Raw genomic sequence first — 13,840 nt, forward strand, 5'->3', positions numbered from 1 at the left:
GTTGATCGTCTCTGATGGAAACGCTCACCGCACCCACCTCACACGAGGTCGATATCAAAAAGAGCCGGTTCGTGGCGCATGCCGCGCCGGTCGCCTCGGTCGACGAGGCGCGGGCGTTTTTCGAGCGCGTGCACGATGCCACTGCCACGCACAATTGCTGGGCCTATCGCATCGGCCAGTCCTATCGCTTCAATGACGACGGTGAGCCCAGCGGCACGGCCGGCAAGCCGATCCTGCAAGCCATCGACGGACAGGGACTGGACGGCGTGGCCGTGGTGGTGATCCGCTGGTTTGGCGGGGTGAAACTGGGTGCGGGCGGACTGGTGCGCGCCTATGGCGGCTGCGCGGCGCAATGCCTGCGCGACGCGCCGCGGGCGACCGTCGTGCCGCAAGTCGTGATCGACGCGCATTGCAGCTTCAGCGAGTGGCCCATCCTGACGCCGCGGCTCGCGGCACATGGCGCGGTCGTCACGTCGGAACAGTATGGTGCCGATGGTGTAGCGCTGGTGATCACGGTGCCGATCGCACACGAGCCGGCATTGCGCCGGCTCTGGACTGACATCACGCGCGGCAGAGGGGGCTGGTCAGCAGTCGATCCGCCAGCCCACCCAAGCTAAGCCGCACCGATCAAGAAGCGTTGTTTTCGCTTGCCGGCGTTTGTGCTTCGGCGATCTGCTTGTGCACGTCGGCCATATCGACTTCCTGGATCTTGCCGATCAGTTCTTCGAATTGACCCGCCGAGAGGGCACCGGGTTGCGAAAACAGCAGCACTTTTTCCCGGAACGCCATCAGGGTCGGGATCGAGCGGATGCCCAAGGCGCCGGCCAGTTCCTGCTGCTCATCGGTGTTTACCTTGGCAAACGTGATGCCCTCATGCTTTTCCGCCGCCTGTTCGAAAACCGGCCCGAAATTCTTGCAGGGTCCACACCACGGCGCCCAGAAATCGATGATGACGGTGCCGCCTTCGGTGATGGCGTCCTGGAAAGTGTCTTTATTCAGTTCGATCAAACTCATGCGATGTCCTTTCAATAAAAGGTGGGCGTGCGATCAAGCACCCACGGTTTCGGCCTGCGCGGCAGGCTGGTTCTGTTTGAGGCCGGCCACGATCTCGTACGACCGTAAGCGGTCTTCATGCCGGAAGAAGTCGGAAACGATCATCACTTCATCGGCTTGCGTCTCGGCGATCAGCGCATTCAACCGATTGCGCACCGTTTCGGGCCCGCCCACGATCGACGCCCCCAACTTTTCCTGGACCGCAGCACGCTCGACGCTGTTCCAGATGCCGTCCATCGTCTCGACCGGGGGCTGCAATTGCAGGCGACGGCCGCGCACGAGCGACAGAAATTTCTGCTGCTGCGTCGTCGACAAAAACTGCGCCTGCTCGTCGGTATCCGCTGCGATTACCGGCACGCCGATCATGGCGTGCGGTTGATCGAGCGTAGCCGACGGTTGGAACAGGTGCCGATACAGCCGCATCGCCGCCATGCCTTCAGGCGAAAAGTGACCGGCAAAGGAAAACGGCAACCCCAGCTTGGCGGCCAGGCGCGCGCTGAAGTCGCTCGAACCCAGGAGCCAGATCGGCACGTCCACACCGGCGCCCGGGATGGCGCGCACCCGTTGACCGTCTTGCGCCGGCTGGAAGAAAAAGCGCAGCTCGTCCAGCAGCTCGGGAAACTGATTGCCCGCGCTGTAATCGCGGCCCAGCGCCTGCAGCGTCAGGCCGTCGGTACCGGGCGCACGGCCCAGGCCCAGATCGATACGGTTCGGATAAAGCGTGGCCAGCGTGCCGAACTGCTCGGCAATCACCAGCGGTGCATGATTGGGCAGCATCACGCCGCCCGATCCCACACGCAACGTGCTCGTGTGACCGGCCACGTGGCCGATCAATACCGACGTGGCGCTACTGGCGATACCGGCAATGTTGTGGTGCTCGGCAAGCCAATAACGGGTGTAGCCCAGGCGCTCGACGTGTTGAGCGAGGCTTACGCTATTGTTGAACGCGTCGGCGGCGGTGCCACCCTGGGCGATCGGTGCCAGATCCAATACGGAAATCGGCACATCGGTCAGCGTTTTCATAGGAGTACTCCCAATAGTTCTATGAGAACAGTGTACGAGTCTCGCCGCATTGCTGCCGTAACAACCTTGCCGCCGGGTGGGGTGTATTGATCGAGGCAATGACCCCGATAGCCTCAATGAATGACCATGGCAGGGCACTGCACGCGTTCGTCATCGGCTCGGATGGCGTTCGTTGCCACCCGAATCGACGATGCGGTCCGTTCAATGGTCGGCGAAGAACGCATAGCGCAGCACGAACAGCACCGCCACCAGCCAGGTTGCGGGGTGGATCTCCCGCATGCGACCCGTCGCCGTCTTCAGCACGACGTAGCTGATGAAACCGAACGCCAGGCCATTGGCGATCGAGTAGGTGAAGGGCATCACCAGTGCGGTCAGCGCAGCAGGTGTCGCCTCGGCGACGTCGTTCCAGTCGATATCGATCAGTTCGCGCATCATGAGGCCCGCCACATACAGCAGCGCGGGCGCCGTGGCGTAGGCGGGCACCGAACCCGCCAGCGGTGCGATGAAGAGCGCCGCCAGAAACAGCAACGCGACCACCAGTGCCGTCAGGCCGGTGCGGCCGCCGGCCTGCACGCCCGACGCGCTTTCGACGAATGCCGTAGTGCTGCTGGTACCCAGTACCGAGCCCGCGACGATGGCGGTGCTGTCGGCAAACAAGGCGCGGCCCAGGCGATTCGGCTTGCCCTCGGGAATCAACCCCGCGCGCTTGGCCACGCCCATCAGCGTGCCGGTGGCGTCGAACACCTCGACCAGCACGAATACCAGAATCACATTGAGCAACCCGATATTGAGCACGCCCATGATGTCGAGTTTCAGGAAAGTGGGTGCCAGGCTCGGCGGGGCCGAAAACACGCCATTGAAGGTGGTGTACCCCAGTGCCATCGACAGCAGGGTGACGGCGATGATGCCGATCAGAATGGCGCCGCGCACGCGCAGCGCATCGAGCGAAGCAATGATGAAAAAGCCCAGGATGGCGAAGAGGGGGCCATGGGTGCGCAGATCGCCCAGGCTGACTTTGGTGGCGGGATGCGCCACGACGATGCCCGCATTCGACAGGGCAATGATGGCCAGAAACAAGCCGATGCCGGCCGCGATGGCGCTACGTAATGACGCTGGGATGCCCTTGATCAGCCAGGCGCGCACGCCGGTGAGGGTGAGAATGAGGAAGATGACGCCTGAGACGAACACCGCACCGAGTGCCTGCTCCCACGTGTAGCCCATGGTCTTGACCACGGTGAAGGCGAAGAACGCATTGAGCCCCATGCCCGGCGCCATGCCGATCGGCCAATTGGCCACGAACGCCATGATCAGGGTGCCGATGGCGGCGGCCAGGCAGGTCGCCACGAAGACGGCATTGCGGTCCATGCCCGTCGACGACAGAATGTCCGGATTGACGAAGATGATGTACGACATCGTCAGGAAGGTCGTAAAGCCGGCGACGACTTCAGTACGCACCTGGGTGTCATGTTCGCGCAAATGGAACAATCTTTCGAGCATGGAAAGCCGCCTTCTGTGAAGCTGGAGGGAAGGGCGCAAAATAAACCACCTCGCCACAGTTGTACACTCTCCCGCCATGATTATTCTCGGCTTTGAAAGCTCCTGCGACGAAACGGGCGTGGCCCTCGTCTGCACCGAACGCGGTCTGCTGGCGCACGCGTTGCACTCCCAGATCGCCATGCACCAGGCCTACGGCGGCGTGGTGCCCGAGCTCGCGTCCCGCGACCATATCCGGCGCGTGGTGCCGCTAACCCGCGACGTGCTGCAACGTGCCGGGCTTGGGCCGCAGGATGTGGACGCCGTGGCGTACACCGCCGGGCCGGGCCTGGCCGGCGCACTGCTGGTGGGGGCGAGCGTCGCGCAGGCGTTCGCCTGGGCGCGCGATCTGCCGGCCATTCCGATTCACCACCTCGAAGGGCATCTGCTTTCGCCCCTGCTGGCGCAGCCGCGACCCGATTTTCCGTTCGTGGCGCTGCTGGTGTCCGGCGGCCATACCCAGTTAATGCGCGTGGATGGCGTGGGCCGCTACGAACTGCTGGGCGAAACGCTTGACGACGCTGCGGGCGAGGCCTTCGATAAATCGGCCAAGCTGATGGGGCTGGGCTATCCAGGCGGGCCGGCCTTGGCGCGTCTGGCGGAGCAGGGCGATGCGACGCGTTTTGTATTGCCACGGCCGATGCTGCACAGTGGCGATCTGGATTTCAGCTTCAGCGGTCTGAAGACGGCCGTCCTCACCAAGGTGAAACAGCATTCGCAAGATCCTGGCGGCTTGAGCGACCAGACGCGTGCCGATCTGGCTGCCGCCACACAGGCCGCGATCGTGGATGTGCTGAGCGCCAAAGCCATCAAGGCCTTGAAGCAAACCGGGCTCAAGCGCCTGGTGGTGGCCGGCGGCGTGGGCGCCAACACACGGCTGCGCGACAATCTGGCTCGCGTGCTGCCCGGCATGCAGGCTGAGTCGTTCTTTCCACCGCTCGAATTCTGTACCGATAACGGCGCGATGATTGCGTTTGCCGCCAGTGAGCGCGTGAAGGCGGGCTTGGCCACACTGGAGCGCGGCCAGCACGCGTTTACGGTGCGGCCGCGCTGGGATCTGGCGGAATTGGGGGCGTAAATCTCGATAGGCGCCCGATGCCCAATCGTCAGGCCTTCTTTTTCGATCCGATCTTGGTTTCGGTGCCCCGCATCAATCGTGCGATATTGGCCCGATGGCGCCAATACAGGAACCCGCCGATCACCACGAGCGCTGCCGTCACGGGCGCTTGCGCATACCACCATACCCCCGAGCCGAACACGTAATACACCGGCGCGAACAATGCCGCGACCAGCGACGCGAGCGACGAGTAGCGGAAGAATACGGCGATGATCAGCCAGGTGAGCGCCGTAGCCAGCCCAAGCCAGGGTTGCAGGGCGAACAGCACGCCGAGCGCCGTGGCCACACCCTTGCCGCCCTGAAAGCGCAGGAAGATGGGATAGACGTGGCCGAGAAACACGGCAACGGCCACCGCACCTTCCAGAGCACTGGGCAGGTTACCTGCACCGGCCAGCCGATGGGCCAGCCACAGCGCGAACCAGCCCTTGAATGCGTCGCCCAGCAACGTCAGGAGGGCAGCGGCTTTGTTGCCCGTGCGCAGTACATTCGTGGCGCCCGGATTCTTGGATCCGTACGTGCGCGGGTCTTGCAAACCCATCAGCTTGCTGACCACCACGGCAAACGGAATGGAGCCGATCAGATAGGCGAGGGCGATGAGCCCAATGCTGGTAATAAGGTTAATCGAGTCGCCTGCCATCTCGTCTTCTCCAATACAGATTCGTTATGGGCGGCGATTTTAGCGTGTGTGTCGCCACAGGATCATCAGGTGGTGAACATCGGCGGTACAATTCGTCGCGTTCAGGCGCTTTTTTTATCTTCTGGGTGCGAATGCAGATACTGGTTTCCAACGACGATGGTTATACCGCCCCCGGGCTCGATGCGCTGGTCGACGCGCTGCGCGACTTGGGTGAGCTGACGGTCGTCGCGCCTGAGTCCAATCACAGTGGGGCGTCCAATTCGCTTACGCTCAATCGGCCGTTGACCGTCCGCGAGGCCCATAACGGCTACTTCTGCGTGAATGGCACGCCGTCGGATTGCGTGCACGTCGCGCTCACGGCCTTGATGAAAACGCGTCCGTCGCTGGTGGTGTCCGGGATCAATAACGGCGCCAATATGGGTGACGATACGTTGTATTCCGGTACCGTGGCGGCCGCCACCGAGGGTTATCTTTTCGGTATTCCGGCGATTGCTTTTTCGCTTGAAGAAAAAGGCTGGGCACACATCGAAGCCGCCGCTCAGATGGCGCGGCAGGTGGTTCAACGGCAGTTGGCGCAGCCCTTGCGCGCGCCGGTGTTGTTGAATGTCAACATTCCCAATCGTCCGCTGGACCGCATGCAGGGCATGCGCGTGACCCGACTGGGCAAGCGTCACCCGTCCGAACCCGTCGTCAAAACCACCACGCCCTACGGCGACACGGTGTACTGGATCGGCAAGGCGGGCCTGGCGTCGGATGCGACCGACGGTACCGACTTCCATGCCGTGAGTGCGGGCGCGGTGTCGATCACACCGCTGCGTCTCGATCTGACGCATCAGGCGCAGATGGCCGAAGTGAGCCGTTGGGCGGAGCCGCTATGCGCAAACCCGTGACCCCGGCCTACCCGGCGCGCGGCACCGCATCCGGCTCGCGCGCGGGCCAGGACGAGCCCCGCGGCCGTACGCCTGCGGCAAGCGGCGGTGGCCTGGGCCCCGGCTATTCGGCGGCCAACAGCAATACGCGTATTTCAGCCGCGGCGTTGCCGCGCCCGTCAGCCGCGCGCATCCTGCCCGACCCAGGCCTCAATCTGGGGTTGAACTCCGAACGCCTGCGGGCGGCGATGGTGCAGCGCCTGCGGCAGCAGGGCATTACCGATGAGCGGGTGCTGGCCGCGATGCACAACGTGCCGCGCCACATCTTCGTCGATGAAGCCTTGGCCAGCCGTGCCTATGAAGACGCGGCGTTGCCCATCGGCCATTCGCAAACCATCTCGCAGCCGTGGGTCGTGGCACGCATGCTGGCGGCGATCTGCGCCGATCGGCAGCCCACGCGCGTGCTCGAAGTGGGTGCCGGCTGCGGCTATCAAGCCGCCGTCATGTCTCAGTTTGTCCGTGAGGTGCATGCGATCGAACGCATCCGCGGTTTGTACGATTTGGCGCGCACGCATCTGAGGGCCCTGCGCCTGACGACCCGCGTGCGCTTGGTCTATGGCGACGGTATGTTGGGCTTGCCCGGCGTCGCCCCATTCGATGCTATTGTTGTCGCCGCTGCAGGTATGACGATTCCGCAGGCCCTGTTGACCCAGCTCGCTCCCAATGGACGATTGATCGCGCCCGAAGGCACGACCCATCAGCGACTCGTCATGATCGAGCGCACCGGCCAGGCGAGCTGGAAAAGAACAGAACTTGAAGCCGTGCGTTTCGTGCCGCTTAAGCCCGGCATACAATCTTGAGCAAACAGGAGATATCTCTATGCAAGACGGGCAGTTGCAACTGACCGACCGTGTGTCCCCCAACGTGTCCGTTGCATGGCGGTTGCGCCCAACCATGGGCGTCGCCGTTCTCGGTATGCTCGTACTGGCAGGATGCAGTTCCACCGGCACGCGTGCGCCGGTCACCGATCTGTCCAACGGCCAGGCCGCGCCCACTGCGCAAGCTGGTGGCACGTATGTGGTGCGACCCGGCGATACGCTGTTGAAGATCGCCCGCGCCCATAACGTGGATATGGATAGCCTGCGCCGCTGGAACAACCTCACCGATCCCAACCAGTTGACGGTGGGCCAGGTGCTCAAGCTGTCCGCCAGTGGTGCCGTGGCGGCCGCGCCGTCGACCGGCGGATCGCGTGTCACGCCGATTACCGGTACAACACCGCAACCTCGTCCGCTCGATGACAACGCGATGAAACCGGACGAGGGCACGCCGGCCACTCCCGCCGCGCCGCCTCCCGTGGCCACGCCGGCCCGCACGGCACCTGCGCCCGATGCAGGCGTGATCAACTGGGGCTGGCCCGCCAGCGGCGACCTGATTCAAACGTTCAATGCCAACAGCAAGGGTATCGATATCGCCGGCGCGCCTGGCGATCCGGTCAATGCTGCGGCAGATGGCAAGGTCATGTACAGCGGCAACGGTGTGCGCGGCCTGGGCAATCTGATCATCATCAATCACCAGAACGGCTTCATTACGGCCTACGCGCACAACCGCACGCTGCTGGTCAAGACCGGGCAAGAGGTCAAGCGCGGTGCCAAGATCGCCGAAATCGGACAAACCGACGCGACGTCACCGCGTCTGCACTTCGAGGTCCGGCGCCAGGGCACGCCGGTCGATCCGCTCAAGTATCTGCCGCAGAAATGATCCCCACGCTCGTCTTCGACCTCGAAACCCTGCCCGACGCGGCAGGATTGCGGCGATTGAACGGCTGGGGGCCGGAAGTGTCCGATCTCGAGGTCGTCGAGCGGGCACTGGCGGTGCGCCGCGAGGCGACGGGCCACGACTTCATGCCGTTGCACTTGCATCAGGTGGCCGTCATCGGTTGCGCGTTTCGCGACGACAACGGCTTTCGTGTGAAGTGCATCGGCGGCCCCGACGACCCTGAGTCGGCCTTGCTCGCCGGCTTCTTCAAGACCATCGAGCGCTACACGCCAAAACTCGTGAGCTGGAACGGCTCGGGCTTCGACCTGCCGGTGCTGCACTATCGCAGCCTCATTCACGGCGTGCCCGCGCCGCGCTATTGGGACATGGGCGAAGAAGACCGCGACTTCAAGTACAACAATTACATCAGCCGCTACCACCCGCGTCATACCGATCTGATGGATGTGCTGGCCAAGTTCAACGGCCGTGCCAACGCGCCGCTGGACGATCTGGCGAAGCTCTGCGGCTTTCCCGGCAAGCTGGGAATGGATGGCAGCAAGGTATGGGAAGCGTGGACCACGGGCCGCGCCGACGAAGTGCGCGCGTATTGCGAAACGGACGTCGTTAATACGTGGCTGGTGTACTGCCGCTTTCAATTGCTGCGCGGCGAACTCGATCGTCATGCCTACGACGCTGAAATCGCGCTAGTGCGCGAAACGCTTGCCGCCAGTGACGCGCCGCACTGGGCCGAGTATCTCGCGGCCTGGCCGGCCGGCGACTGATACGCCGATTCCGCTTCGCAATCGATTGAAATAACGGCGCCGTGTTCGAAACCGGCGCGTAACCGCTCCGGCCGCACAATCTGCCTGCGTTCACATCACACAGGAGATTGTCATGACCGCATTCAATTTTCGTCCTCTGGTTGCCGGCTTGACCTTGGCGCTTGCCGCCGCAGGGTCGACGGGAATGGCCGTCGCGGCCACGAGCGATGCGTCAACGACAGGCGCCGCATCCTCTTCCGCCACGTCGCCGCGTGGCGATCACGCCGGTAAGCCGGGCAAGCATCAGGAAGGCCGCCATGGCCGCATGATGATGCGTGACGGCATCATGATTCCCGGCCTCGGCCCTCTGAGCAAAGCCCAGGTCGAAAGCCTGAAGCTCACCAGCGCCCAGCAAGCCAAGGTCGACACGGCCCGCACGGCCTCGCGCACCTTGCACGAGAAGATGCGCGACGCCGGCAAGTCGCGTCACGATTTGCTCGCCAGCCAACTGAAAGCCAACAAACTCGATCCGCGGGCATTGTCCGACGAATCGGGCAAGGGTCGCGAACAGTTCACGGCCGAGCGCGGTCAGGTGCGCGATCAGTGGCTGGCCGTCTGGGATAGTTTGACCGATGCCCAGAAGGGCCAGGTGACTGAAATCGTCAAGGTTCGCCAGGCGCGCCACGACGAAATGAAGCAAAAACGGATGCAACGCGGCGACGTTGCCCCGCCGCCCCCCACGGGCGCATAAGCAACACGGCCGATTAGGCCAAGACGCGGAGGCGGCATTTTCCTACAATGCCGCCTCTTCTCTTTGATTGCGTTGTGTCTCGATGGCCGATTTTCTTGATATCGAATCGTTGGACTTGGAAGCCCGTGGCGTAGCACGCCATGAAGGCAAAGTCATTTTCGTTCAGGGTGCCTTGCCCGGCGAACGGGTGACGTATACCCCAGTTCGTCAAAAACCGTCCTACGAGGTTGCCCGGGTCGACAAGATTCTGCGGCCCTCGCCGCAACGTACGATCCCGGCCTGTCCCAACTTCGGTGTGTGTGGGGGCTGTTCGATGCAGCATCTGGAGCCTGCGGCCCAGATCGCTGTCAAGCAGCGCGTGCTGGAAGACGCCTTTTGGCATTTGGGCAAACTGCGCCCCGATGTGATGCTGGCGCCCATGCATGGGCCCACCTGGGGCTACCGGTACCGTGCCCGTTGGTCCGTGCGCCTCGTGCCCAAGAAGGGCGGGGTGCTGGTGGGCTTTCGCGAACGCAGCGGCAGCTATGTCGTGGATATGAACGAATGCCTGGTGCTGCCGCCGCATGTGAGCGCGCTCATCACGCCGCTGCGCGCGATGCTCGGCACGTTGTCGGCGCCCGATCGCAATCCGCAGATCGAAGTGGCCGTGGGCGACAAGGTCACGGTGCTGTTGCTGCGCCATCTTGCGCCGCTCACCGACGACGACTTGCGTATTTTGCGCGAATTTGCGCAGGACCATGACGTGCAATGGTGGCTGCAATCCAAGGGCCCCGATACCGTGCATCCGCTGGAGCGTGAGCACGCCGACCAGTTGGCCTATACGCTGCCGCAGTTCGGTTTGCGCATGCCTTATCGGCCCACCGACTTCACTCAGGTCAACCACACCGTCAACCGCACGCTGATTCAGCGTGCCCTGGCGTTGCTCGAGGTGGCGCCCGACGATCGCGTTGCGGATATGTTCTGTGGACTGGGCAACTTCACCTTGCCGCTGGCCACGGTGGCGCGCGAAGCCGTGGGTGTGGAAGGCAGCAAGCCGCTGACCGACCGTGCGCGTGAGGCCGCGGCCTTGCATGGCCTGTCGGACCGGATCGATTTCTCGACGCTCAATCTCTTCGAAGTGGATGTGGACTGGCTGCGCGGTCTGGGCAAGTTCGATCGCATGGTGATCGACCCGCCGCGCGAGGGTGCGCACGCGTTGTCGATCGCGCTGGCTGCATTGTCGCCTGAAGAGCGGCCCAAACGCATCGTGTACGTCTCGTGCGCGCCGGCCACGCTGGCACGCGACGCCGCCATCCTCGTGCACGATGGGGGGTATCGCCTGAAGCAGGCCGGCGTGGTGAATATGTTCCCGCACACCGGGCACGTCGAATCGATCGCCGTTTTCGAGTAAACGCGCGCATCACACGGCGCGTCCCGCTCAGGACGCGTGCGTCGGGGGGCAGGTCATTGCAGGACGTGCCTGTGCAGAACTTGCCCATGCACACGTGCCTGTGCGGAACTTGCCTACCTCAGGGCACTGGCGCCCGCGGCTGCAATCGCCTCATCATGGTCGGGCGTATCGGCCGACACACCGATCGCGCCAACGATCTGCTCGCCCATTTTGATCGGCAGGCCACCGCGCAGCAGAACAAAACCACGCGCGGTAGCCAGGGCCGGCCGCGCACCGTTCACGGCGTTCTCGAGATCGGCGCTCGGGCGGCGAAACAACGCTGCCGTGCGGGCCTTGGCAGGCGCGAGTTCCACGCCGGCGGGTACCGCCGCATGATCCATACGCAACGTAAGAATCGGCAGGCCGCTGCTGTCGGCAACCGAAATCACGCCCGGCCAGCCTTCCTGTTCCGCCTTGGCTTGGGCGGCGCGCACAATCTGCTGCGCCTGAGCAAGCGAAAGGCGCGGTTCGACCGGAGCGGCGGCAGGCGCCGCTACCGCATTGACCGACAGCGTGACTGACGTCAACAGCGCCAATGCCGAAAGGGCGTGAGAAATCGACTTCGAGGGAATCATGTTCAGGGTGCTCCAGATGAGGGATGCCCCTATTGGAGCAAGATCCGGCATTAGGATCATTGCTGGTAATTTGACCGATAATTAGGTTTTACCTAATTGACGCCGTAGATTCCCTTGATCGAACTCAGACATCTGCGTTATTTCCTCGAAGCGGCCCAACATCTGCATTTCGCCCGCGCGGCGGAGCGCCTCGGCATCGCCGCGCCCACATTGACCGTACAAATCCAGGAAATCGAACGCACGCTCGGCACGGCGCTCTTCCTGCGCAGCAAGCGGGCGGTCGTCCTCACCACCGCCGGCGAAGCGTTCCGCAGCGAGGCCGAGCAGGCACTGCAGCGGTTCGACGACGCGGTGGCGGCCGGAAAGCGCGCGGGGAGGGGCGAGGCAGGCAAACTCGATATCGGCTATGTGGGGTCGGCGGCGCTGGCCGGAACCTTGCAGACGGCCGTGCGATCCTTTCGTGCCGCATGGCCCGAGGTGCATGTCGATGTTCGAGAAATGTCGATGGCATCGTTGCCGACGCGGCTCAAAGCCGGCGACGTCGATGCCGCGTTCGTGCGGCTTCCCATGGCGTTACCCAAGCAGATCGCCGCGCATGTGCTTTCGCGAGAGCGCTTCTGTGTGGCGCTACCGAGCGACCATCGGCTGGCCGACCAGCCGGGCAGTGTGCGGGCGGCGGCGCTCAAGGACGAATGGTTTGTGATGCCGGAGCAGGAAAATGGCACCTGGGCCGTTGCGCGGCGCGGGCGGTTCACACCGCAGATCGCCGGCCGACCGGGCAGCCTGATGACGGTCCTGACGCATGTGTCGCTGGGACGGGGGATTTCGGTTCTGCCCGACGTGGTGATCGGGCGTATCGTGCTGCACGACGTCGTGTTCAAGCCGCTTGCGGGTGCGCCCGTATTTTCCGAGTTGGCCATGCTGCATCGGCAAGACAGCAACAGCCCGGTGACCGCTAATTTTCTGCGTCACATCCTTTAGCGTGGATGGGCCGGGATACGGGTGGCGTCAGGCCGTCCAAAGCGCTTTTGCGCCCGGCAGGTCGAGGTGCGTGAGATACAGGCGCAGATCGAATTCGTACTGGTGGTAATTGGGCTCCATCAGTTCGCACAACTTGTAGAACGCCTTGTCGTGATGCTTCTCTTTCAGGTGCGCCAACTCATGCACGGCGATCATCTTCAGGAAGGCCTCGGGTGTTTCGCGAAAGACCGACGCTACGCGGATCTCGTGCTTGGTCTTCAGTTTGCTGCCTTGCACCCGTGAGATGGTGGTGTGCTGCCCCAAGGCATGTGCGATCACCTGCAACTTGCTGTCGAAAGCCACTTTATTCACCTGTGCGCCGTTGCGGATATAAGTGTTTTTCAGATCCATCACATAGGCATAAAGCGCACGATCGTTGCGCACACCATGCGCGTCGGGATAGCGCTGCTGCAGCATGTCGCCCAGCTTGCCGGCATCGGTCAGTGCGCGCACTTTATTCTGAAGCTCATCGGAGTATCCGAGTAGGTATTTCATATCGCTCGATTTAGGACTGCCATGACTCGTGTGGGTGAGGGCGAGGCCGCGTGAGGACCGCATCGGCGTCACACTTGGGTAAAACGCACGCGTCATGTCTAATGGGTGATCCATGCCAGCCGGCATGCCGGGCGAGCCAAACACGCCTGACGCACCCTCGATGCACGATTGACGCCGATGCCGCTACAAACCTTGCGCGCCCACCCCCGGTTGACTGCAGCCGCAGGCATCTTGATCGCCTCGATCGGCATATTGCTGGCTTGCGGCGTGCGCCCCACGCAGGCAGTGTTGCTGGGATTTGACGGCACCGCCATCGTATATCTGGTCACAGTGGCCTACTATTTTAATCGTTCCACGCCCGACACGATGCGCGGCGCGGCGGCGACACAGGCGGTGGGGCGCTGGGCCATCCTGGCGTCCAGCGTCTTGCTGACCGCCGTCGTGCTGATTGCGCTCGGGCTCGAACTACATGCCAGCAAAGGCGGCAGCGTCCTCGATATCGTGTTGGGCACCAGCAGCATCCTGCTGTCGTGGCTTTTCATGAACTCGATCTTCGCCATGCATTACGCGCACGGGTACTACGGCGACTTGGGGGCGGCGCACCGGGGGCTGGATTTTCCGGGAGAGGAGGATCCCGATTACTGGGACTTCACCTATTTCGCCGTGGTGATCGGCATGACGTTCCAGGTGTCCGATGTTCAGATCACAAGCCGGCATCTGCGCCGCATGGCCTTGCTGCATGGCGTGATCGCCTTTTTCATGAACGTCTTCATTATTGCCATGACGGTCAACATCGTTGCGGGTCAGGCGTGAAGCCGCATT

15 protein-coding genes and 1 pseudogene are annotated in these 13,840 nt (G+C 63.2%); 10 read left to right on the forward strand and 6 right to left on the reverse strand.

All coding sequences use genetic code 11. The annotated features are described in order from the left end of the window. Positions 1-11: 11 nt before the first annotated feature. On the forward strand, positions 12-617 hold the full coding sequence (locus EYW45_RS15705) for an IMPACT family protein (RefSeq protein WP_161137056.1): 606 nt from the start codon (positions 12-14) through the stop codon (positions 615-617). Positions 618-627: 10 nt separating this feature from the next. On the opposite strand, the gene trxA is transcribed toward EYW45_RS15705, so the two are convergent. The 3 genes from trxA to EYW45_RS15720 all read right to left on the reverse strand — a co-directional run bounded on the left by trxA (position 628) and on the right by EYW45_RS15720 (position 3,573). Continuing rightward, positions 628-1,014: a thioredoxin gene (trxA, locus tag EYW45_RS15710; protein ID WP_161136383.1), complete on the reverse strand. Its 387-nt coding sequence runs from the start codon at positions 1,012-1,014 to the stop codon at positions 628-630. A gap of 33 nt (positions 1,015-1,047) precedes the next feature. Continuing rightward, a complete protein-coding gene (locus EYW45_RS15715; RefSeq protein WP_161136384.1) occupies positions 1,048-2,076 on the reverse strand; it encodes an LLM class flavin-dependent oxidoreductase in 1,029 nt (342 codons plus the stop codon). Positions 2,077-2,277: 201 nt separating this feature from the next. Continuing rightward, a complete protein-coding gene (locus tag EYW45_RS15720; RefSeq protein ID WP_161136385.1) occupies positions 2,278-3,573 on the reverse strand; it encodes an NCS2 family permease in 1,296 nt (431 codons plus the stop codon). A gap of 76 nt (positions 3,574-3,649) precedes the next feature. Here EYW45_RS15720 and tsaD point away from each other — a divergent pair, with 76 nt between their 5' ends. After that, entirely contained in the window at positions 3,650-4,687 is a 1,038-nt protein-coding gene (gene tsaD / locus EYW45_RS15725; protein ID WP_161136386.1) for a tRNA (adenosine(37)-N6)-threonylcarbamoyltransferase complex transferase subunit TsaD, read from the forward strand. Positions 4,688-4,715: 28 nt separating this feature from the next. On the opposite strand, the gene plsY is transcribed toward tsaD, so the two are convergent. After that, positions 4,716-5,363 carry a glycerol-3-phosphate 1-O-acyltransferase PlsY gene (gene plsY / locus EYW45_RS15730; RefSeq protein WP_161136387.1) on the reverse strand — a complete coding sequence of 216 codons (648 nt, stop codon included), beginning with the start codon at positions 5,361-5,363 and terminating at the stop codon, positions 4,716-4,718. Positions 5,364-5,494: 131 nt separating this feature from the next. Here plsY and surE point away from each other — a divergent pair, with 131 nt between their 5' ends. The 6 genes and pseudogenes from surE to rlmD form a co-directional block, all read left to right on the forward strand. Beyond that, on the forward strand, positions 5,495-6,253 hold the full coding sequence (gene surE / locus EYW45_RS15735; protein ID WP_161136388.1) for a 5'/3'-nucleotidase SurE: 759 nt from the start codon (positions 5,495-5,497) through the stop codon (positions 6,251-6,253). Continuing rightward, positions 6,238-7,092 (forward strand): protein-L-isoaspartate(D-aspartate) O-methyltransferase, encoded by an 855-nt coding sequence (locus EYW45_RS15740; protein WP_161136389.1) that lies wholly within the window; start codon positions 6,238-6,240, stop codon positions 7,090-7,092. Before surE ends, EYW45_RS15740 begins: the two co-directional genes overlap by 16 nt. Before the next feature lie 19 nt (positions 7,093-7,111). Further along, positions 7,112-7,990, forward strand: a complete 879-nt coding sequence (locus EYW45_RS15745) for a peptidoglycan DD-metalloendopeptidase family protein (RefSeq protein WP_161136390.1) — start codon at positions 7,112-7,114, stop codon at positions 7,988-7,990. Beyond that, positions 7,987-8,769 (forward strand): 3'-5' exonuclease, encoded by a 783-nt coding sequence (locus EYW45_RS15750; RefSeq protein ID WP_161136391.1) that lies wholly within the window; start codon positions 7,987-7,989, stop codon positions 8,767-8,769. Before EYW45_RS15745 ends, EYW45_RS15750 begins: the two co-directional genes overlap by 4 nt. A gap of 112 nt (positions 8,770-8,881) precedes the next feature. Next, entirely contained in the window at positions 8,882-9,499 is a 618-nt protein-coding gene (locus EYW45_RS15755; RefSeq protein ID WP_161136392.1) for a hypothetical protein, read from the forward strand. An 82-nt stretch (positions 9,500-9,581) separates the two neighbouring features. Next, positions 9,582-10,886: pseudogene (gene rlmD / locus EYW45_RS15760) on the forward strand (23S rRNA (uracil(1939)-C(5))-methyltransferase RlmD); the annotation flags it as partial. 116 nt (positions 10,887-11,002) lie between these two features. Here the strand turns inward: rlmD and EYW45_RS15765 are convergent. Further along, positions 11,003-11,503 (reverse strand): GlcG/HbpS family heme-binding protein, encoded by a 501-nt coding sequence (locus tag EYW45_RS15765; protein ID WP_161136394.1) that lies wholly within the window; start codon positions 11,501-11,503, stop codon positions 11,003-11,005. 114 nt (positions 11,504-11,617) lie between these two features. On the opposite strand from EYW45_RS15765, the gene EYW45_RS15770 reads away from it, so the two are divergent. Continuing rightward, positions 11,618-12,484 carry a LysR substrate-binding domain-containing protein gene (locus EYW45_RS15770; protein ID WP_202444758.1) on the forward strand — a complete coding sequence of 289 codons (867 nt, stop codon included), beginning with the start codon at positions 11,618-11,620 and terminating at the stop codon, positions 12,482-12,484. 27 nt (positions 12,485-12,511) lie between these two features. Here EYW45_RS15770 and EYW45_RS15775 read toward each other — a convergent pair whose 3' ends face one another. After that, a complete protein-coding gene (locus EYW45_RS15775) occupies positions 12,512-13,018 on the reverse strand; it encodes a M48 metallopeptidase family protein (protein WP_161136395.1) in 507 nt (168 codons plus the stop codon). 177 nt (positions 13,019-13,195) lie between these two features. On the opposite strand from EYW45_RS15775, the gene EYW45_RS15780 reads away from it, so the two are divergent. Next, on the forward strand, positions 13,196-13,831 hold the full coding sequence (locus EYW45_RS15780; protein ID WP_161136396.1) for a DUF1345 domain-containing protein: 636 nt from the start codon (positions 13,196-13,198) through the stop codon (positions 13,829-13,831). Positions 13,832-13,840: the final 9 nt, after the last annotated feature.

It is taken from the genome of Schauerella aestuarii (assembly GCF_009866805.1).
Classification (GTDB): domain Bacteria; phylum Pseudomonadota; class Gammaproteobacteria; order Burkholderiales; family Burkholderiaceae_B; genus Schauerella; species Schauerella aestuarii.

Coding starts and splice junctions, on each gene's coding strand:
- trxA (WP_161136383.1), bottom strand. CDS start 1,014: ATGAGTTTGATCGAACTGAATAAAGACACTTTCCAGGACGCCATCACC.
- EYW45_RS15715 (WP_161136384.1), bottom strand. CDS start 2,076: ATGAAAACGCTGACCGATGTGCCGATTTCCGTATTGGATCTGGCACCG.
- EYW45_RS15720 (WP_161136385.1), bottom strand. CDS start 3,573: ATGCTCGAAAGATTGTTCCATTTGCGCGAACATGACACCCAGGTGCGT.
- tsaD (WP_161136386.1), top strand. CDS start 3,650: ATGATTATTCTCGGCTTTGAAAGCTCCTGCGACGAAACGGGCGTGGCC.
- plsY (WP_161136387.1), bottom strand. CDS start 5,363: ATGGCAGGCGACTCGATTAACCTTATTACCAGCATTGGGCTCATCGCC.
- surE (WP_161136388.1), top strand. CDS start 5,495: ATGCAGATACTGGTTTCCAACGACGATGGTTATACCGCCCCCGGGCTC.
- EYW45_RS15740 (WP_161136389.1), top strand. CDS start 6,238: ATGCGCAAACCCGTGACCCCGGCCTACCCGGCGCGCGGCACCGCATCC.
- EYW45_RS15745 (WP_161136390.1), top strand. CDS start 7,112: ATGCAAGACGGGCAGTTGCAACTGACCGACCGTGTGTCCCCCAACGTG.
- EYW45_RS15750 (WP_161136391.1), top strand. CDS start 7,987: ATGATCCCCACGCTCGTCTTCGACCTCGAAACCCTGCCCGACGCGGCA.
- EYW45_RS15755 (WP_161136392.1), top strand. CDS start 8,882: ATGACCGCATTCAATTTTCGTCCTCTGGTTGCCGGCTTGACCTTGGCG.
- EYW45_RS15765 (WP_161136394.1), bottom strand. CDS start 11,503: ATGATTCCCTCGAAGTCGATTTCTCACGCCCTTTCGGCATTGGCGCTG.
- EYW45_RS15775 (WP_161136395.1), bottom strand. CDS start 13,018: ATGAAATACCTACTCGGATACTCCGATGAGCTTCAGAATAAAGTGCGC.
- EYW45_RS15780 (WP_161136396.1), top strand. CDS start 13,196: ATGCCGCTACAAACCTTGCGCGCCCACCCCCGGTTGACTGCAGCCGCA.